General features: G+C 62.0%; 18 protein-coding genes. 6 read left to right on the top strand and 12 right to left on the bottom strand.

Annotated features, from left to right (window positions below):
* Positions 1-18 precede the first annotated feature (18 nt).
* On the bottom strand, positions 19-369 hold the full coding sequence (locus tag FJ492_RS21520) for a MarR family winged helix-turn-helix transcriptional regulator (protein WP_140507608.1): 351 nt from the start codon (positions 367-369) through the stop codon (positions 19-21).
* Between the two features lie 70 nt (positions 370-439).
* Positions 440-1,804, bottom strand: a complete 1,365-nt coding sequence (locus tag FJ492_RS21515) for a leucyl aminopeptidase family protein (protein WP_140772148.1) — start codon at positions 1,802-1,804, stop codon at positions 440-442.
* Positions 1,805-1,935: 131 nt separating this feature from the next.
* Between FJ492_RS21515 and FJ492_RS21510 the strand changes: the two genes are divergently transcribed.
* Positions 1,936-2,766 carry a tetratricopeptide repeat protein gene (locus FJ492_RS21510; RefSeq protein WP_140507741.1) on the top strand — a complete coding sequence of 277 codons (831 nt, stop codon included), beginning with the start codon at positions 1,936-1,938 and terminating at the stop codon, positions 2,764-2,766.
* A gap of 81 nt (positions 2,767-2,847) precedes the next feature.
* On the opposite strand, the gene FJ492_RS21505 is transcribed toward FJ492_RS21510, so the two are convergent.
* The 9 genes from FJ492_RS21505 to FJ492_RS21465 form a co-directional block, all read right to left on the bottom strand.
* Entirely contained in the window at positions 2,848-3,873 is a 1,026-nt protein-coding gene (locus FJ492_RS21505; protein WP_140507611.1) for a type II secretion system F family protein, read from the bottom strand.
* A gap of 9 nt (positions 3,874-3,882) precedes the next feature.
* Positions 3,883-4,896, bottom strand: a complete 1,014-nt coding sequence (locus FJ492_RS21500; RefSeq protein ID WP_140507613.1) for a type II secretion system F family protein — start codon at positions 4,894-4,896, stop codon at positions 3,883-3,885.
* 29 nt (positions 4,897-4,925) lie between these two features.
* Positions 4,926-6,425: a CpaF family protein gene (locus tag FJ492_RS21495; RefSeq protein WP_140507615.1), complete on the bottom strand. Its 1,500-nt coding sequence runs from the start codon at positions 6,423-6,425 to the stop codon at positions 4,926-4,928.
* A 23-nt stretch (positions 6,426-6,448) separates the two neighbouring features.
* On the bottom strand, positions 6,449-7,738 hold the full coding sequence (locus tag FJ492_RS21490; protein ID WP_140507616.1) for a CpaE family protein: 1,290 nt from the start codon (positions 7,736-7,738) through the stop codon (positions 6,449-6,451).
* 47 nt (positions 7,739-7,785) lie between these two features.
* On the bottom strand, positions 7,786-8,517 hold the full coding sequence (locus FJ492_RS21485) for a CpaD family pilus assembly protein (RefSeq protein WP_140716130.1): 732 nt from the start codon (positions 8,515-8,517) through the stop codon (positions 7,786-7,788).
* Between the two features lie 14 nt (positions 8,518-8,531).
* The gene (locus FJ492_RS21480) at positions 8,532-10,046 is read right to left on the bottom strand and encodes a type II and III secretion system protein family protein (protein WP_140507619.1); all 1,515 of its coding nucleotides are present in this window, start codon (positions 10,044-10,046) and stop codon (positions 8,532-8,534) included.
* Positions 10,043-10,852 carry a Flp pilus assembly protein CpaB gene (gene cpaB, locus FJ492_RS21475; protein WP_140507621.1) on the bottom strand — a complete coding sequence of 270 codons (810 nt, stop codon included), beginning with the start codon at positions 10,850-10,852 and terminating at the stop codon, positions 10,043-10,045. The genes FJ492_RS21480 and cpaB overlap by 4 nt, the downstream gene beginning before the upstream one ends.
* Before the next feature lie 213 nt (positions 10,853-11,065).
* The gene (locus FJ492_RS21470; protein ID WP_140507623.1) at positions 11,066-11,584 is read right to left on the bottom strand and encodes a prepilin peptidase; all 519 of its coding nucleotides are present in this window, start codon (positions 11,582-11,584) and stop codon (positions 11,066-11,068) included.
* A 171-nt stretch (positions 11,585-11,755) separates the two neighbouring features.
* Positions 11,756-11,938, bottom strand: coding sequence for a Flp family type IVb pilin (locus tag FJ492_RS21465; protein ID WP_140507625.1), 183 nt, complete (start codon positions 11,936-11,938; stop codon positions 11,756-11,758).
* Positions 11,939-12,295: 357 nt separating this feature from the next.
* On the opposite strand from FJ492_RS21465, the gene FJ492_RS21460 reads away from it, so the two are divergent.
* The 3 genes from FJ492_RS21460 (at position 12,296) to FJ492_RS21450 (ending at position 14,103) form a co-directional block, all read left to right on the top strand.
* The gene (locus FJ492_RS21460; RefSeq protein ID WP_027142008.1) at positions 12,296-12,718 is read left to right on the top strand and encodes a pilus assembly protein N-terminal domain-containing protein; all 423 of its coding nucleotides are present in this window, start codon (positions 12,296-12,298) and stop codon (positions 12,716-12,718) included.
* 139 nt (positions 12,719-12,857) lie between these two features.
* Positions 12,858-13,439: a TadE/TadG family type IV pilus assembly protein gene (locus tag FJ492_RS21455; protein ID WP_027142009.1), complete on the top strand. Its 582-nt coding sequence runs from the start codon at positions 12,858-12,860 to the stop codon at positions 13,437-13,439.
* 40 nt (positions 13,440-13,479) lie between these two features.
* On the top strand, positions 13,480-14,103 hold the full coding sequence (locus FJ492_RS21450) for a TadE/TadG family type IV pilus assembly protein (protein ID WP_140772187.1): 624 nt from the start codon (positions 13,480-13,482) through the stop codon (positions 14,101-14,103).
* A gap of 5 nt (positions 14,104-14,108) precedes the next feature.
* Here FJ492_RS21450 and FJ492_RS21445 read toward each other — a convergent pair whose 3' ends face one another.
* Positions 14,109-15,050, bottom strand: a complete 942-nt coding sequence (locus FJ492_RS21445; protein ID WP_140772146.1) for a phosphate/phosphite/phosphonate ABC transporter substrate-binding protein — start codon at positions 15,048-15,050, stop codon at positions 14,109-14,111.
* Between the two features lie 175 nt (positions 15,051-15,225).
* Between FJ492_RS21445 and FJ492_RS21440 the strand changes: the two genes are divergently transcribed.
* Both FJ492_RS21440 and mutM read left to right on the top strand, forming a co-directional pair.
* On the top strand, positions 15,226-16,467 hold the full coding sequence (locus tag FJ492_RS21440; protein WP_140772144.1) for a phosphopentomutase: 1,242 nt from the start codon (positions 15,226-15,228) through the stop codon (positions 16,465-16,467).
* The gene (gene mutM, locus FJ492_RS21435) at positions 16,460-17,350 is read left to right on the top strand and encodes a bifunctional DNA-formamidopyrimidine glycosylase/DNA-(apurinic or apyrimidinic site) lyase (protein WP_140772142.1); all 891 of its coding nucleotides are present in this window, start codon (positions 16,460-16,462) and stop codon (positions 17,348-17,350) included. Before FJ492_RS21440 ends, mutM begins: the two co-directional genes overlap by 8 nt.
* The last annotated feature ends 11 nt before the right edge of the window (positions 17,351-17,361 follow it).

Genomic DNA, 17,361 nt, shown 5'->3' with positions numbered 1-17,361 from the left:
GTTAGATAGGAAAATTGTTCAGATCGGCAGGTCGTGGGCCTTGGCAATGATACCATCGCCGAAGCGCTCGACAAAGAGCGCGCCTTCGACGGTGCGCTTGATCAGGACGTTGCGCTTGTCGAGCTCGTCGCGATGACGCGACACCAGCTTCAGCGCGCCCATCGTGTCGAGGGCGCGCGTGATGACCGGCTTGGTGACGTTGAGGCGGGCGGCAAGACCGCGCACCGTATGCGGCGGCGGATCGAGATAGATGGTGAACAGAATTGCCGTCTGCCGCATGGTGAGATCAGGCGCATCCTCGCGCACCTGCGACAGCATCACCTGCTGCCACAGTCGCAAGGCCTGGCTCGGGCGCATCGCAATCGACATCGCGCCAGCATGACGGCAAATTGTTTCGGTTCCGTTTCAGTTTCTGCAATTTGCCGGCCCTGCTTGCGCATCAGCCATAGCGCGTCGACATGATCCGCTCCAACGCCCGGATGCCTTGCGCCTCGCCACCGGCAGGGCCGTAGGGGCGATCGGCGGGGTTCCAGGCGAAGATGTCGAAGTGGGCCCAGCTTGCCGTCTTCTCGACAAAGCGCTTGAGGAACAGCGCCGCCGTGATCGACCCGGCGAAACCGTCCGTGGTGACGTTGTTGATGTCGGCGATCTTCGACGACAGTTTCGCGTCGTAGGGCCGCCACAGCGGCATGCGCCACAGCGGGTCCTCGACCGCGATGGAGGCGGCCGCCAGCTCCGCGGCAAACGCCTCGTCATCGGTGTAGAAGGGCGGCAGGTCGGGACCCAGCGCGACGCGGGCTGCTCCGGTCAGGGTCGCCATGTCGACCAGGAGCTGCGGCTCCTCTTCGTCGGCAAGCGCCAGCGCGTCGCCCAGCACCAGCCTCCCTTCCGCGTCCGTATTTCCGATCTCGACTGATATGCCCTTGCGGCTCGCCAGCACGTCACCGGGGCGGAAGGCATTGCCGGCAATCGAATTCTCGACCGCGGGGATCAGCACCCGCAGCCGTACGTTGAGCCCGGCAGCCATGATCATCGAAGCCAGGCCCAGCACATTGGCCGCGCCGCCCATGTCCTTCTTCATCAGGAGCATGCCCGAAGAAGGCTTGATATCGAGGCCGCCCGTATCGAAGCAGACACCCTTGCCAACCAAAGTCACCTTCGGCGCGCCTTGCTGCCCCCATGTCATGTCGATCAGGCGCGGCGCATCGGACGACGCACGACCAACGGCGTGGATCATAGGGAAATTCTGTGTGAGCAGGTCGCCGCCCTTGATGACGGAGACTTCGGCCTTGTGGGTTCCAGCCAGGACCCGCACTGCCCTCTCCAGATCGTCCGGCCCCATATCGTTGGTCGGTGTGTTGACGAGGTCACGCGTCAGGAAAACGCCGTCGGCGATGCGGCGAACGCGCTGCGCATTGACGCCGGCCGGCAATTCGAAGCGCAGCGCCTTGCCCGGCTTCTTGCCATAGCGGGTAAAGACATAGCCGCCGAGCGCCAGCGCGACCGCCGCGAGTTCAGGCTCGGCCGGCGCCGAGGCGAAGTGCCAGTCGCCTTCCGGCAGGGTTTTCGACAGCGCGCCCAGACCGAGCGCGCCCTCACCGTCGCCAAGACCGAACACGGCGCCGCCGAGCACTCCGTTCTCGTCCGGCACGACCAGCGTCCTGCCGGCCTCGCCGGAAAAACCGTTTGCCTTGGCCCAAGCGACAATAGATGGCGACAGACCGGCCGCGTCCAGCCCGTCCCTGGCGACCAGATGGATCGGCAGCGGGTTCTTCAGCTTGTTCTCGACCAGTTCCACGGACATCAGACGTTTCTCCTGCCGAACTCGCCCGAGTCGGCGTTTCTTAACCCTCCGTTAGGGTTAACAGAATATTTCTGCTGGAGGGAAGATGGCCACGCAATGGCCACGCGCACGAATGGAGGCCCAGGGTGCCGATGCCGACCAACCGCACGATAAACATCCGGGGAAAGCGGCTCATCACCACGGCATTCATGCTGGCGCTCGCGGCAGGTGTCGCGGGATGCGCAACCGACAAGCTCACCACCGGCTCCATCGGACGCACCAGCGGCAAGCCGCTGGAGACGATGTCGGCGGGAGAATTGCACAACGCCAGTGCCGCTCTTGGCCAGTCCTATGCGAGGAACCCCACCGACAAGCGAATCGCCACCAATTTCGCGGCGGCGCTGCAGATGGATGGGGATGCCGACCAGTCGCTCGCCGTGATGCGCAAGCTGGCGATCGCCTATCCCAAGGACCGCGACGTACTCGCCGCCTATGGAAAGGCGCTGGCCGCCAACGGCCAGTTCGAGGCGGCGCTCGATGCGGTGCGCCGCGCACAGACGCCGGAATATCCCGACTGGAGGCTGGTGTCGGCGGAGGCGGCCATCCTCGATCAGACCGGCCAGAAGGACGAGGCGCGCCAACTCTACCGCAAGGCCCTCGAACTCAAGCCGAACGAGCCCTCGATCCTTTCCAATCTCGGCATGTCCTATGTGCTGGAAGGAGATCTGCGCACCGCCGAGACCTATATGCGGTCGGCCGCCCAGCAGTCGAACGCCGACAGCCGGGTGCGCCAGAACCTGGCGCTCGTCGTCGGCCTGCAGGGTCGTTTCGACGAAGCCGAGAAGATCGCCTCGCAGGAACTTTCCCCCGAACAGGCACAGGCCAACGTCGCTTACCTCAGGCAAATGCTGGCCCAGCAGAACGCCTGGAGCCAGCTCAAGGACCAGGACAAGGCGAAACCGGCGAAAACCGCCACCAACTGATCGCCGCGAGCTTACCGCATCGTAAAAGCCGCGCTCGATTACAGCGCGGCTTTTTGTTTTCGCAGGCGGATTCTGCGTTGGCTACTGGCTGGTCGACGCGGCCGCCCCGGGATGATCGCCGAAGATACCGCGCTGGCTGACCTGGATGCCCGCCGGCCCCAGGATGATGGCGAACAGCACCGGCAGGAAGAACAAGATCATCGGCACGGTGAGTTTGGGCGGCAGGGCGGCCGCCTTTTTCTCGGCGGCGTTCATGCGCATGTCGCGGCTTTCGGCGGCGAGCACGCGCAGCGCGTGCGCCACCGGCGTACCGTAGCGTTCGGCCTGGACAAGCGCCTGCGACACAGACTTGACCGATTCCAGCCCCGTGCGGCTGGCCAGGTTCTCGTAAGCCTGCTTGCGCTCCTGCAGATAGGAGAGTTCGGCGTTGGTCAGGATGAATTCTTCCGCCAGGGCCACCGACTGCGCGCCGATCTCGTCGGCGACCTTGCGCAGCGCGGCTTCCACCGACATGCCGGACTCCACGCAGATGAGCATCAGGTCGAGCGCATCCGGCCACGCCATCTGGATCGACTGCTTGCGCTTGGTCGCGCGATTGTTGACGTAGAGGACCGGCGCGTAGAAGCCGCCATAGGCAACCAGGACGCAGACGAACAGCCGGACCACCAATGGCTTGTCGGGCAATCCTCCGAGCACGAAAATATAGACCAGACCGAGCGCGAAGCCGACAAAAGGAAGCACCAGGCGGAAGAACAGAAAACGCGTTAGCGGATTCTGCCCGCGAAAGCCGGCAACCTTGAGCTTTTGCAAGGTGGCCTCGTCGGCCAACGCACGCCGCAGATCGAGCCGGTCGACAATGTTGCGCATGCCGACCGACTGTTGCTCGCGCAGACCCTTGCGGCGGCGATCGGCCTCGGTCGCAAGCCGCGCGCGCTGCTTGGCGCGAAGCTCATCACGCTCCAGCGCGACCGATTTCATGCGCGCCTTGAGTTGGTTTCCGCCAAGCGCCGGGAGCAGCGTAAAGACAGTTGCGAACACGGCGATAGCGACCAGCAGCGCAATCAGGAAGCTGGGATCCGTCAGTGATTTGATGGCTTGTTCGGTCATGCCGCGGCCCTAGACTTCAAAGTTCATCATCTTGCGCATCACGAAGATGCCGATCGACATCCAGACGGCGGCGAAACCGAGTATCAAATGGCCGACGCTGGTCGTGAACAGCGGCATCAGATAGTTGGGACTGGAGAGATAGACGAGAAAGGCGACGATGAAAGGCAAGGCACCGATGATGGCGGCGGATGCTTTCGCTTCCATCGACAGTGCCGCGACCTTGGCCTTCATCTTCTTGCGGTCGCGCAACACGCGCGAAAGGTTACCCAGCGCCTCGGAGAGATTGCCACCGGCCTGCGACTGTATCTGGATGACGATGCCGAAGAAACTCGCCTCGGTGCACGGCATGGTTTCGGGCATGCGCAGGGTCGCGTCGGGGATCGACAGGCCCATCTGCTGCGAATCGACTATCCGGCGAAACTCGGCCTTCACGGGTTCAGGCGATTCATTGGCGATCAGGCGTATGGCGTCGTTCAGCGGCAGGCCGGACTTGACCGCCCGCACGATGATGTCGAGCGCGTTTGGAAATTCGTTGAGGAATGCCTTGACGCGGCGGGTACGACGAAAGGAGACGAACCAACGCGGCAGGCCGAGCGCTCCGGCGAGCAGCACACCGGGCAAGACAATCATCGGCGCTCCGGCCATGAACGCGACGATTGTCAGCGCGAGGCCGAATATGGCCGAATAGATATAGAAACGCTCGATCGGCACCTTCATCCCAGCCTGGCGAAGCTGGGCTTTCAGCGGCGGCTTCTTGACGGCGGTGTCCTTGGTCTTCTGCTTCTCGTCGAGTTCCTTCAGTGAATCCTGCACCGATTTGCGGCGCTTGGCGGCGTCCGCCGCGCGGTCACGGGTCGCCTTGACAACAGAACGGTCCGTCTCGGCGGCCTTGATCGTTTCAAGCCGCTTTCCGGCCTGTTTCTCATTGCTAATCTGGGTGAACAGGAATGCATAGGCGACCGCGCCGGCGCTGAAGCCGGCGAGCACGACAAACGCCAATACGGTGCCGTCAATTCCAAACATCGATCAGAACCTTCACGCCCGCGGATGCGTCAGTCAGCACGTTTCTCCATAGCCTCGAGCGCTGTGGCGAGACGCTGCTCCTCGCCATAGTATCGGGCCCGCTCCCAGAAATGGGGGCGGCCGATGCCGGTCGAGACGTGTTCACCCAACAGCCTGCCGTTGGCGTCCTCGCCCTTGATGTTATAGAGGACAATATCCTGCGTGATGATGACGTCGCCCTCCATCCCGATTACTTCGGTGATGTGGGTGATGCGGCGCGATCCATCGCGCAGGCGCGCCGCCTGGATGATCACGTCGATGGAGCCGACGACGATTTCGCGCACGGTTTTCTGCGGCAGCGAATAGCCGCCCATGGCGATCATGGACTCGATACGGTTCAGGCATTCGCGCGGGCTGTTGGAGTGGATCGTTCCCATCGAGCCGTCATGGCCGGTATTCATCGCCTGCAGGAGATCGAAGACCTCTGGTCCGCGCACTTCGCCGACGATGATGCGTTCGGGCCGCATGCGCAGGCAGTTCTTGACCAGGTCGCGCATCGTCACCTCGCCCTCGCCCTCAAGGTTGGGCGGACGCGTTTCCAGGCGCACGACATGCGGCTGCTGCAGTTGCAATTCGGCCGAGTCCTCGCAGGTGATGACGCGCTCATCACGGTCGATGTAGTTGGTCAGGCAGTTGAGCAATGTCGTCTTGCCGGAGCCGGTGCCGCCCGAGATGACGATGTTGCAGCGGACACGGCCGATGATCTTGAGAACTTCGGCCCCTTGCGGAGAGATGGCGCCAAACTTGACCAGTTGGTCGAGCGTCAGCTTGTCCTTCTTGAATTTGCGGATGGTGAGCGCGGTGCCGTCGATGGCCAGCGGCGGCGCAATGACGTTGACGCGCGACCCGTCGGGAAGACGGGCGTCGCAGATCGGGCTGGATTCGTCGACGCGGCGGCCGACCTGGCTGACGATGCGCTGGCAGATGTTGAGCAGCTGCTGGTTGTCGCGGAAGCGGATGTTGGTCTGTTCGACCTTGCCGTTGACTTCGATATAGACGTTCTTGGACCCGTTGACCATGATGTCGGCGATGTCGTCGCGCGCGAGCAACGGCTCGAGCGGCCCATAGCCGAGCACGTCATTGCAGATGTCCTCGAGCAGTTCTTCCTGCTCAGCGATCGACATCGCGAAGTTCTTGATCGCGATGATATCGTTGACGATGTCGCGGATTTCCTCGCGGGCGCTTTCGGGATCGAGCTTGGCGAGTTGCGACAGGTCGATCGTATCGATGAGGGCCGAGAAAACCTGGCTCTTGGTATCGTAGTAGGTTTCGCTCTTTTCGCGGCCTCTCCTCGGTTCCGGCGCCATCGGCGGCGCCTCGACCGCGCGCCTGGCCGGTGGCGCGACAGGCGCGCTCGGCTGAGGCGTGGCCGCGGGCCGGGCAATAACCGCGGTGTCCGCCGAGACCGCGGCGGCCGGCGCGACCGGTGCCGGCTGGCGAAATTCCGGCGTGAACCGATTGCCGTCGTCGTTGCCTCTTTTACCGAACATGACCGACTACCGACCCCATTGCGTCACTTCTTGTTGCGCGAGAGCTTGCCGAGCAGACTGCCCAGGCCAGCCTTCTTTTTCGCTCTGATTTCGCTGCGGCCGGTCAGCACATGAGCAATCTCGTTGATGGTGGCCACAACCGGGTTCTTGGCATCCATCTCGCCCAGCATGCGTCCGTTGTTTGCGGCATTGCCGAACAGCAAGGGATCAAAGCCGATGACCGACATCGGTGTCAGGCCCAGCGGCTCGGCGAAATCGGATGACGATATCTCCGGCCGCTTCGGCACGCCGGCCTGGTTGATGATCAATTTCGGCGGCGGGTCGTTCGGGCGAAGCCGCTTCAACATGTCGACCAGGTTCTTGGTGTTGCGCAGATTGGCCAGTTCCGGCGTTGCGGTGATGACGACCTCGTCGGCCTTGACCAGCGTGTTCTTGGCCCATCCCGTCCAGACATGGGGAACGTCGAGCACAAGGATCGGCACGCTGCGCTGCGCGGTATCGACAAGCTGCGCGAAGGCATCGGGATCGAAGTCGTAGACGCGTTCCAGCGTCGAGGGCGCCGCGAGTAGCGACAGATGCTCGGCGCATTGGGTCAGCAGCCGGTCGAGATAGACTTCGTCGATACGCTCGGGCGAGAACACGGCCTCGGCGATGCCCTGGGCAGGATCCTGATCGAAATTGATGTTGGCGGTGCCGAAGGCGAGATCGAGGTCAGCGACAACGACCTCGGATTTGAACAGGGAGGACATTGCCCAGGCAACATTGTGGGCGATCGTGGAAGAGCCGACGCCGCCCTTGGCGCCGACGAAGGCGACCGAGCGGCCAAGCGGTTCAGCTTCCGGATCGACGAAGATCGACGACACGACGCTGACGACGTCGGCCATCGACACCGGCGCGATGACATATTCGGAGATGCCGGAACGGATGAGTTCGCGATAGAGGCCAACATCATTGTAGTGACCGATCACCACCACTTTCGAGGATGGATCGCAGTATTCCGAGAGCTGGGCGAGTTGCTCCAGCAGTTGCTTGGGTTCGCTGCGCGATTCCAGCAGGATCAGGTTCGGTGTCGGCGCCGACTGGTAGAACTCGATGGCGGTGGGAACGCCGCCCATATGGACCTTGAGGTGCGCCTTGGTCATGCGGCGGTCCTCGCCGGCGCGCTGGACCGGATTGGCAACGCCCTCCGTCTCGCAGAATGCCTGGATCGAAATACGCGGAACCGGCCGCAACGCCTGCATCGCGGCAACGTCCTGCGGCGAGGTGTCACCGCCCTCCACGGTGGCGTCATAGGCAAGGTTGCTCATGGTCATGCTCTTTCCGTTGCCTGGTCGTGGCGTCGCTTCTTTCCGAGGGCGGCTTAGTAAGTCACTTCCGAGTTGCCGAGTAATTCATCCGAAATGCCCCTGTCTTGGTAGACACCGATGGCTTTGCTGCGATTTGCCGCATCAATAGTGGTAGACTTGCGCGGCCCGAGAAGATCGCCTGGATTGGCCATCTGGGCGGCAAGATTGTTCTGATAGGAGCAGCCGAAATCGGCGTAGTGCTTGTTCTCCGACGTTTCCACCAGGTCGGCGGGCCAACGTCCGCATTTGTCAGTCTGTGCCCTCACCGCGATGTAGGAGACGCGAACCGGGGCTGATGCCTCGCTCGATCCAGCCTGATAGGAGACCACGACGACCCGGTCGCGTTTGATGCCGGCGGCGACCGCGAGCCGGGCGAAATCGCGGCCGGCCGCCGTCGCGGCGACTTCGTTGGCCGATCCGCTTGGAATCTGGATCGTCAATGCCGGAGCGGCACTCTTGTCATAGCCGTCGAGGAAACCCAGGAGCGTGTCGCGCTGCGAGCCGGTCATGCCGCGGTCGCCGGCGCCGACAGGAAGATCGATCTTCTGGTTCTTCTCCGCGATGACGATTGGATGATTGGTGCGATAGTCGTCGGGGATGGCGCCGACGGTAATGCTGTCGCGGTGGGCACAACCGGCCAGCAGAGCCGATACCGCCACCGCCATGATCGGAAGGACCCGCAGGCTTATCCGAGAACGGCCGGAGCGCATCGCCATGGTCCTTGCCTTCAATGCTGACTGAGACATGTCTGCTTTCCCGTTCACTTGTAGATGAAGCCGACAACGCCGTGATAGCGGCCATTGGGCCTGTCGGTCTGCATGGTGCCGTAGACGCGATTGACACGCCCAAGGAACATGCCCGCCCCGTCGCTCGGAGGGTTGAAATTGTCGTCCGGCTTGGCGAGATCGTTGCGTGCCACGGGTTTCACCAGATAGGGCGTGATGATGATGACGAGCTCGGTTTCGTTGCGCACGAAATCCCTGCTGCGGAAGAGCGCGCCGAGCACAGGAATCTTTGTCAGTCCAGGCAAGCCGTTGACGGCCTGCCTGACATCGTCGCGAACCAGGCCGGCGATCATCATGGAGCCGCCCGAGGGCAGTTCGACGGTCGTATCAGCAAGGCGCTTGCGCAGTGACAGGGCATTCATGCCGATACTTTGGTTGTCCGTGGATGCCGAGACGGACCCCTCGGTTGTCGGCTCGGAAACCGAGGTCCTGACTTTCAGGCTTATCCGGCCGGGCGATAAAACCACCGGCTGAAATTCCAATCCGATTCCGTACTCGATCTTATCGACGGAATAGGTCTTCAAGCCGGTCTGGTTGTCTTGCGATACATTCGCGGAGACGTTGGTCACCATGTTGTATTCGCCACCCACCTTGAACGTCGCCTTCTCACCAGATACGGCGGTCAGGGTCGGTTCGGCCAACGTCTTCATGACCCCCGACTGCTCCATGGCGTTTATATATGCCTGGAGTGCGGAGGAGCCGATGCTTAGGCCAGCGTTCGACAACGGCTTTCCGAGACCAGTGAAAGGGTCACTGAGCGCGCCATAGCTGATGCCGTTGCTGCCGCCGCTGCCGACCATATTGACACCGAGCTGCTTCATCACGGAGCGGCTGACTTCGGCCACCGTCACCTTCAGCGTGACCTGATCGTCTCCGATGATCTGCAGCAGATTGACGATTTGGCTGACGCGGCGCTCCTGGTCCGGGTTGTTGATGTCGACACCGCTCTGGGCCGAGCCGCCGGCAGCGGTCTGCGAATATTGTCCCGTCGTTGCTTCACCGCCGGACACAAACATATTTGCCAGCTGTTCGGCGCGCTTAGCATCCAAGGGAGTATCCACGGTGCCGGTCAGAACCACGTTGTCGTTGAGCAGTTCCACCTTGACGGCCGAGGTCGGAATGAAGCGCCTGATATAGTCCTCCAGGCCGGCGACGTCGCGCTCGATGGCCAGGTCCAGGCTGGCGATCTGTTCGCCGTTCGGCCCAAAGACGAAGATGTTGGTTTCGCCGACCGCCTTGCCGAAGAGGTAGATACGCCTTGCGGTGCGGGTCACCGCATCGGCAACGGAGGGATTGGCGACAAGAATGTCGTAGGCATCGCTCGGCAGGTCTATAACCACCGATTTGTTGAGGCCAAGCTTGACGCGCTGGGTGGCTGTCGTGGCCGACACCTTAGTGCTCTTCGCCTCGACGCCCTGCACATTCGCTCCGACGAGCAAAAGGCCGAGTGCCATGGCCACGATTGCCGGCAGTTTAGCGCTTAGCCTCATTTCCTTGCCCCTACTTCGGAGACTTCGCCCGACTTGATCAGCCTCACCGTTCCCCGGCGGCCATTGCCGGAAACGAGATAGTCGGCCTCGTCCACATTCTTTTCCTGGGTGTCCGTGATCGCCCGCAGCGCCAGCGTCAGGCGATCCGCCATCTGTTGGGCGACGGTGATGATCTCGGCCTGTTTGGGTGTCAGCTCCAGCGTGGCGGTCTGGCCCACCCTGGTCTTCTTGCCTTCCTCGTCTTCCTGGATGGTCTGGTCGATTGCCAGGACGCGGATATTCTTCAGGATGGTCTCGGTGCTGAATCCGGCCCCGGTGTTGGCATCGGCCCTGCGGGTCATGATGACGTCGACGAAATCGTTGGGAAGGATGAAGCCGCCGGCCGAAGTGTCCGCCGATATTGTCGTTGCGACCGCCCGCATGCCGGACGGCAGGATGGACGACATGAAGCTTTGTCCCTCGCCGATCAGCTTGGAGCGCCGCACGGGCTCGCCGGCATACATCGGCACACGGGCAATCGACCCTTTCAGCTTCTCCAGGGCATCGGGGGCTGTGGCCTTGGTGATGAAATTCGCGTTGATGCCGTCAGCAGGCCAGGATTGCCAGCCTATGTTGTTCTCGAGCGCGTTGCCCATTGCGACATCGCCCGAGAGCACAAGCACGTCCTGCAGGGCCACCGCGGGGGCCTGGGGGCCAGAATCGACGACGACCTGAGGCGGCGGAGCGACCATGTTTTTCGCGACATAGCCAGCACCGCCCGCCGCGGCCACCGCCACGCTCAGAATAATCAATCGGGATGCTGGCATCTGTCCGAACCCTCGCCCTTGGCAAACCAACCTAGCCAAGCCGGACTTTGCAGCGGCAATCGTCAAAACAAGGTTAATGCAATGCTTACGATCGTGATTAATTTAAGGTTTATATAAATTAGAAAAGATTACGCCGTGAGGCGCGGAAATGCTGGGCCGCCGCTCCGCAAAGCTGGCGTGCAAGGCATATCGGCCGACGAAAATTTAATGAATTCAGCTCGCCAGCCTTGCCAGCGCCCACACCATCAAGGGGGAATCGGGATAGGTCAGCAGGCCACCCAGGCCGAGCGCGATCCCGTAGGGAACACCGGCTGATTCTTCCGCAAAATGACGCAGGAATGGATTGCGTCCGGTGAACATCGCCAGAGGCGATTTCCGGTAAAACAGGATCGCGATTGTCAGAAGGCCGCCGATGATTGTCGAAGCGACAAGATATTCGACGAGGTGGACGTTGAGTCCCATCCACACGGCCGTGGCGGCCAGCAGCTTGGCGTCGCCACCGCCCATGCCACCCAAGGCGAACAGACCGAATGTCACGGCCAGGACAATGGCGCCGGCGGCGAAATGCCAGCCGTAAGCCGCCCATTCCATGCCCGTCAGCGGCGCCACCAGCGCGAAGACGGCGACAAGCAGCACCGGCACGCGATTGGCGATCGTCATCGACAGCATGTCGGAGATCGCTGCAAACAGCATGCAGAACGGAAAGACGACGAAGATCAGGGCTTCAAGCATCGGGGCTATGCCTATTGTCGGATTCCACGGGGCTCAATCTAGGCATGTTCGATTAACGATTGATGAGGCCCGAACGAAAAGACGACTGGTATTGGCAGCGGCATAGAACAAGGGCCGCAACGCGGCGGCCCTTGTTCAGAATGCAGTCCGAGTGTTTAGCAATACGACAGATTAGCTGCCGCTGCCTGCGGTATTCATCGCGGTACCGATAGTGGTAAACTTAGCATTGATTGCATTGCCGAGGGCGCCGGCGCCGGTGATGATGGCGAGCGCGATGAGAGCGGCGATCAGACCATATTCGATAGCGGTCGCGCCGGATTCGTCCTTCACGAAACGTGCGATGAGATTAGACATTCGAGAGCTCCTACTCCACGTGTTACAGCACTTCCGTCAACTTCTGTGATGGTTGATCGGATGCTGGCAATCTAGGGAGAAGCTCTTTCAATCGGCTTAATAAACAGCCTTACCGATTCCTTTCCCGGCTCGAACCGAGTGCGTGGTTAACTCCACACTAAGCGCTGGCAAATATTCCGTTTCGCGGGTCAACGCCGTAAAAGGCAAGGGCTTGGGGAAGCTTGCGAGCCCTGCGCGCATCGGGCCATGCGGTAGCCATGTCGACCGCTACATCCGGCGGCGGCAAGCCGACTTAACCGTTGGTTCACCAATCTCGTTCATGTTCCGTTGAACAGTCCGCTTGCGTGGAGCGCCTTGATGGCCGTGCCGAAATCCTCAATCCTGATTGCCGCGCTTCTTGTCGCCGCCAGCTTGATTACGCCCGCCAGGGCTGGCGCCGACATCGAGGTCACCATGAATCAGGCCAAGATCGTGAAACTGTCGCGCCCCGCCGATACGATCGTCGTGGGCAACCCGGCAATTGCCGACGCTTCCGTCCAGGATGCCTCGACGATCGTGCTCACCGGCAAGGGTTTCGGTGTCACCAATCTCGTCGTTCTCGACCCGGACGGCAGCCCGATCGTCGACGCACAGGTTACCGTGGTCCGCCAGGCAGCCTCGTCGGTTCGCATTTACCGGCGCGCGGATGTCCAGACCATGTCGTGCACACCCTATTGCGAAAGCTCCTACAAGAGCGAGGCGGAGAAATCGTCCGAAGCCGAGATGAACCTCAGCAAATAGGCTGCACGGAGTGCGCCATGGCCCAGGTTACCGCCTGGTTAAAACGCCCGCGCCGACTTTAACGATCATTCAAACCGGACCTCAATTGGTTTGCGCTAGTGGACCTGTCAGCACCGTCCAGGGATGGCAGGAACATCGCATGAGCATGGAATTCAGCTCGACAGGTCAGCACAAGATGGAGCGCACCAGATCTTTCAGGCGCTTCGTGCGCGACCGGCGCGGCAGCACTGCGCTGGAGTTCGCGCTGCTTGCAATGCCGTTCGCACTCCTGGTGTTCGCCATCCTCGAAAGCTGCATCTCGTTTGCCAGCCAGGAGGTGATGGCCAACATCACGGACGATGTCGCACGCCGGCTGCGCACCGGCCAGTTGAGGGCTGCCGACATCGCCGGAGATAGTTTGAAGAACATGATCTGCGACAAGCTGGAAATCATCGTTTCCCAGGATTGTCCCAATCAGTTGAGCGTCGATCTTCGCCAGTACACGGCGTTCGCCGACGCGGCTTTGGCCGGCTTCAGGATTCAGGGCGGTGACATCAAGCTGACGAACAGCGGCGCCGATGTGCCCTTTACCGTCACGGCGGGTGCGGCGGAATCAAAGAACATGCTGCGGGTCTTTTACAAATGGCCGATCATGACCGACCTGATGGCGCAATCGATGGGGGGTAACAAAACCCTGCATTTCGCTTCAGTGACCTGGCAGAACGAGCCGTTCGACAATTGAGACTATCACGCAAGCACCAACAAGAAAAAAGGCAATGAGTATGATGCGTGCGGGGGCACATCTGGGAATTGCAGGGCTCTGGGCCAAATCGGTCAGGTTCTGGTCCAATCGCCGCGGCGTCGCGGCGGTCGAGTTCGCGCTTATCGCGCCTATCCTGCTGGTCATGTATTTCATGACCTTGGAGGCTTCGCAGGCCATCGAGACAAGCAAGAAGGTCAGCCGTGTCGGCAGCATGGTCGCCGACCTCGTGACGCAACAGCCGAGCATCGTCAAGGCGGACCTCGATGCCATCATGAAGATCGGCAGCGTAACCCTTCAACCCTACAACCGTTCCACGCCGAACATCACCATCACGGCCATACAAGTCACCACCGATACACCGCCCAGGGTGAACGTGATGTGGTCGCGCAAGGTGGTCAATGGCGTCTACAGTGTCGCCACCGCCCTGCCCGCGACCACCACGGTTCCGGCAACGCTCAAGGTCGCCGGCACCTTCCTCATCCGCGTCGAGAGCAATCTCAACTATTTGCCGATCATCGGCTGGACGACGGACAGCCAGCAGAAGCTTGGAATGACCCCATCTCTCACAACGGCGATCCCGATGGGCGAAACCTATTATCTGCGCCCCCGCAGGAGCGTCACGATTCCTTGCGGCGACTGCTGAAGACCTTATAGCCGCCCACCAGACACCAGGCGCACGACGGCCTCCGCCGTGGCATAATCTTTTGAAACCACGGGTATAAAGCCGCCGGCATGCTTCGATTCCAGAAGATCGTAGACATCCGGCGTCGTCGATTTGAGGTTTGTGAGGAACACGGTCAGCCGACGCTTGGCTTCCGGATCGAGATCGCTGCGCACCGCATGGGGACCGTATCTCAGCAGACCCGACGTCCACACCACCTGGAGAGCCGACGCCGAAAGGCCTGATGCCTCGAGCCTTGCCTGCGTGCCCCCTGACAGCTGCGGCTGGCCGTCGGCCGCTGCCCTCACCCAGCCGAACATGGCGTCGGTCTCGCCGTCGACGAGCATGGTTTCGGCCGCCGACGCCGAAGGGGCATGGACAAGAAACCGTGCATCTTCGGCGATCTCGACGTGTTCGGCAGCCAACCCCGCCAAGGGCAAAAGAGAACCGCCGACGCTATCCGGCGGCGATATGGCGACCCGGTGGGTCTCCATATCGGCCAAGCCGCGCAGTTTGCCATCCCTGGTCAGCAGTACCGAGCGGATGCCGGCCACACCGTCGGAATCGACCGGAGCCACGAGCGGCTCGATGCATCCGCAGCGTTGCAGCGCCGTGGCGTAGGCGGTCGCCGAATAGATGGCGTATTCGATCCGTGCATTGGCCTGTCCCTCGATCAGTGCCGCATAATCGCGGGCAACGACGAACTCGATCTTCATGCCGAGCGCATTGGTAAAGGCTTGCGTCAACACCGCCAGCCCCGGAACGGTGTTGCCGGCGCCGGGCTCGGCGACGATGCCGATGCGAAATGTGCCTATATCATCGCGCCAGTCTGCCCACGCCGGTCCGCACCAGAACGCGTTCACCGCCACGAAGGCGGTCCATGCGTTGAGCGCAGTCGACAGGACCGTCCCGCCTCTTGTTCCGTCCATGGATCCCTCGTCACAACACCTGATCGTTGTGTGAATCTCGTTGCCAAGACCGCCGGGCACATTGGGGCGACATGGAGTTGACTATCGCGCCAAGCCGTTGCCGTTTGGTTTCCGAATTGCCAAGGCCGCCGCGGAACCCTATGTCTGGGTGTCCACACTGGCAACAAATAACCCGATGGCGCGTGCTTTCCTCTTCGTCCTGGATTCCTTCGGCATCGGCGGCGCGGCCGACGCTGAAAGCTATGGCGATGCCGGCGCCAACACGCTGGCGCACATCGCCGAAGCCTGCGCCGAAGGGCGCGCGGATCGCGAAGGGCTTCGTCAGGGACCGCTGTTCGTCCCCCATATGGCATCGCTGGGACTTGGCAAGGCGGCCGAGACCGCGACAGGACTGGGATTTACGCATTTCGGGACGGACCTGCTCGCCAATGCCTTCCACGGCGCGGCGCAAGAGATTTCGCGCGGCAAGGACACGCCTTCCGGCCATTGGGAGATCGCAGGCCTGCCGGTGCGCTTCGACTGGGGTTATTTCCCGGACACGGTTCCCGCCTTCCCGGCCGACCTGACCGAGGCGATCATCCGCGAGGGCAGGGTGCCCGGCATTCTCGGCAATTGCCATGCGCCGGGTACCGAGATCATCGAGCGGCTCGGCGAGGAACATATCCGCACCGGCAAGCCGATTTGCTACACGTCGGTCGATTCGGTCCTGCAGATCGCCGCGCATGAGGTCCATTTCGGCCTGGAGCGGCTCTATGAATTGTGTCAGGTGGTGCGCCGGCTGGTCGACCCGCTGAGGATCGGACGGGTGATCGCGCGCCCCTTCGTCGGCGAGACATCAGCCACGTTCGAGCGAACCTACAATCGCCACGACTACGCCGTGCCGCCACCCGAGCCGACATTGCTCGACCGGCTGACGGCGCGCGGCAGCCGCGTCGTCGCCGTCGGCAAGATCGGCGACATCTTCGCCCATCGCGGGATCTCGCAAGTCCGCAAGGCCGCGGGCAACATGGCCATGTTCGACCAGGCGCTGGTCGCGATGGACGAGGCCACCGACGGCGACCTCGTCTTCGCCAATTTCGTCGATTTCGATACCGAATTCGGCCATCGCCGCGACGTCGCCGGTTATGCCGCCGCGCTCGAGGCCTTCGACCGGAGACTGCCGGAGGCCTTCGCGAAGCTGAAGCAGGGCGACCTTCTCATCCTGACCGCCGATCACGGCAACGATCCGACCTGGCGCGGCACCGACCATACGCGTGAACGCATTCCGGTCATCGGCACTGGACCCGGCCTCAAAGGCGGCGACATAGGGCTTAGGGCGACATTTGCCGATATCGGCGAGACCGTTGCCGAACATCTCGCGTTGACGCGCGGCCGCAACGGCATATCCTTTTATGCCTCGATTGGCGGCCATGCCTGAATTACCCGAAGTCGAAACGGTCCGGCGCGGTCTGCGGCCGGTCCTGGAAGGTGCCCACCTGGCCGAGGTCCAGATGAGACGGCCCGACCTGCGGTTCCCCTTCCCCGAACGGTTTTCGGAGCGGCTGACCGGCAGGACGATCACGGCGCTTGGACGGCGGGCCAAATATCTGACCATGCATATGCTGGGCGGTCCGGTGCTGATCTGCCATCTCGGCATGTCCGGCTCCTTTCGCATCGAGACCGGCGACGACGACGAGACACCTGGCGTGTTCCACCATGAGCGCTCGAAAAGCGCGGCACACGATCATGTCGTGTTCCATGTCGTTTCCGCGGCCGGCAGGCGGTCACGTGTGATCTTCAACGATCCGCGTCGCTTCGGTTTCATGCTGTTTGCGCAAGAGCCGCCGGAGACGCATCCGATGCTCGCCGGACTGGGCGTCGAACCGACCGGCAATGCACTGGACGGCGTTCTGCTTGCCTCGTTGCTGAAAGGCCGCAGCTCGCCGCTCAAGGCAGCGCTTCTCGACCAGAGGCTGATCGCCGGCTTAGGCAATATATATGTCTCGGAGGCGCTCTGGCGCGCCGGCCTGTCACCGCTACGTGGGGCGGGCACCATCGCCAGGCCAGGCAAGAAGGCCAGGGAACAAAGCGAATGCCTCGCCGGGGCGATCCGCTCGGTCATATCAGATGCCATCGCGGCCGGCGGGTCTTCACTGCGCGACTATATGCACACCGATGGATCGCTGGGTTATTTCCAGCATTCCTTCGCCGTCTACGACCGCGAGGGTGAGCCTTGCCCCAAGCCTGGCTGCGGCGGCCATGTCGAACGTATCGTGCAGAGCGGTCGCTCGACCTTCTATTGCCGGACCTGTCAGACGTGAGCTAGACCGGT

Origin of the sequence: Mesorhizobium sp. B2-5-4, assembly GCF_006441095.1 — a bacterium.
In the GTDB taxonomy this organism is placed as follows: domain Bacteria; phylum Pseudomonadota; class Alphaproteobacteria; order Rhizobiales; family Rhizobiaceae; genus Mesorhizobium; species Mesorhizobium salmacidum.
This window is presented reverse-complemented; position numbering and strand designations above follow the sequence as displayed.

Excerpts from the sequence above, each read along its gene's own strand:
- FJ492_RS21485 (WP_140716130.1), bottom strand. The coding sequence starts at position 8,517 with ATGTCTCAGTCAGCATTGAAGGCAAGGACCATGGCGATGCGCTCCGGC.
- FJ492_RS21450 (WP_140772187.1), top strand. The coding sequence starts at position 13,480 with ATGATGCGTGCGGGGGCACATCTGGGAATTGCAGGGCTCTGGGCCAAA.
- FJ492_RS21480 (WP_140507619.1), bottom strand. The coding sequence starts at position 10,046 with ATGAGGCTAAGCGCTAAACTGCCGGCAATCGTGGCCATGGCACTCGGC.
- FJ492_RS21490 (WP_140507616.1), bottom strand. The coding sequence starts at position 7,738 with ATGACCATGAGCAACCTTGCCTATGACGCCACCGTGGAGGGCGGTGAC.
- FJ492_RS21455 (WP_027142009.1), top strand. The coding sequence starts at position 12,858 with ATGAGCATGGAATTCAGCTCGACAGGTCAGCACAAGATGGAGCGCACC.
- FJ492_RS21440 (WP_140772144.1), top strand. The coding sequence starts at position 15,226 with ATGGCGCGTGCTTTCCTCTTCGTCCTGGATTCCTTCGGCATCGGCGGC.
- mutM (WP_140772142.1), top strand. The coding sequence starts at position 16,460 with ATGCCTGAATTACCCGAAGTCGAAACGGTCCGGCGCGGTCTGCGGCCG.
- cpaB (WP_140507621.1), bottom strand. The coding sequence starts at position 10,852 with ATGCCAGCATCCCGATTGATTATTCTGAGCGTGGCGGTGGCCGCGGCG.
- FJ492_RS21495 (WP_140507615.1), bottom strand. The coding sequence starts at position 6,425 with ATGTTCGGTAAAAGAGGCAACGACGACGGCAATCGGTTCACGCCGGAA.
- FJ492_RS21445 (WP_140772146.1), bottom strand. The coding sequence starts at position 15,050 with ATGGACGGAACAAGAGGCGGGACGGTCCTGTCGACTGCGCTCAACGCA.
- FJ492_RS21520 (WP_140507608.1), bottom strand. The coding sequence starts at position 369 with ATGTCGATTGCGATGCGCCCGAGCCAGGCCTTGCGACTGTGGCAGCAG.
- FJ492_RS21510 (WP_140507741.1), top strand. The coding sequence starts at position 1,936 with ATGCCGACCAACCGCACGATAAACATCCGGGGAAAGCGGCTCATCACC.
- FJ492_RS21460 (WP_027142008.1), top strand. The coding sequence starts at position 12,296 with ATGGCCGTGCCGAAATCCTCAATCCTGATTGCCGCGCTTCTTGTCGCC.
- FJ492_RS21500 (WP_140507613.1), bottom strand. The coding sequence starts at position 4,896 with ATGTTTGGAATTGACGGCACCGTATTGGCGTTTGTCGTGCTCGCCGGC.
- FJ492_RS21465 (WP_140507625.1), bottom strand. The coding sequence starts at position 11,938 with ATGTCTAATCTCATCGCACGTTTCGTGAAGGACGAATCCGGCGCGACC.
- FJ492_RS21470 (WP_140507623.1), bottom strand. The coding sequence starts at position 11,584 with ATGCTTGAAGCCCTGATCTTCGTCGTCTTTCCGTTCTGCATGCTGTTT.
- FJ492_RS21515 (WP_140772148.1), bottom strand. The coding sequence starts at position 1,804 with ATGTCCGTGGAACTGGTCGAGAACAAGCTGAAGAACCCGCTGCCGATC.
- FJ492_RS21505 (WP_140507611.1), bottom strand. The coding sequence starts at position 3,873 with ATGACCGAACAAGCCATCAAATCACTGACGGATCCCAGCTTCCTGATT.